The organism is Sphingomonas faeni (genome assembly GCF_023195535.1).
Classification (GTDB): Bacteria; Pseudomonadota; Alphaproteobacteria; order Sphingomonadales; family Sphingomonadaceae; genus Sphingomonas; species Sphingomonas faeni_B.
The window spans coordinates 1-373 of the sequence record NZ_JALPNF010000032.1; the positions used below are offsets into that span (position 1 = coordinate 1).

General features: G+C 53.4%; 1 protein-coding gene. It reads left to right on the plus strand.

What is annotated here, in order from left to right; translation table 11 throughout:
- The first annotated feature begins 134 nt into the window (after window positions 1-134).
- Window positions 135-293: a hypothetical protein gene (locus SPHN_RS18345; RefSeq protein WP_248525282.1), complete on the plus strand. Its 159-nt coding sequence runs from the start codon at window positions 135-137 to the stop codon at window positions 291-293.
- Window positions 294-373: the final 80 nt, after the last annotated feature.

The following is a 373-nucleotide window of genomic DNA, read 5'->3' on the forward strand; positions in this document are numbered from 1 at the left end:
GTGTAAAGAGCGCAACTGACTAGCTCACTCCTAACATCCTGACAAAAGAGAAGTCAATCTTGTCTATGTGGTAGTCAAGGAACCCGGCCAGAAACGAGAACTACACCTCATAGCGATCGTCGGCAGCGTCAGATGTGTATAAGAGACAGACCGACGACAATGCCGCCGCGGTCGTGTCGTCGGTCGCCGAGAAGGTCGACCAGCAGGGTGCGAGTTCGCTGATCGGGCAGCAGAAGCTCCCGGATTACAAGCTGTCTCTTATACACATCTCCGAGCCCACGAGACACCGTTAAAAAAAAAACACGACCCAGCTTCTACTACCCTCCTTGACGCACCGGCCGTGAATGAGAGATATTCCGCTCTTCCGTGCTCT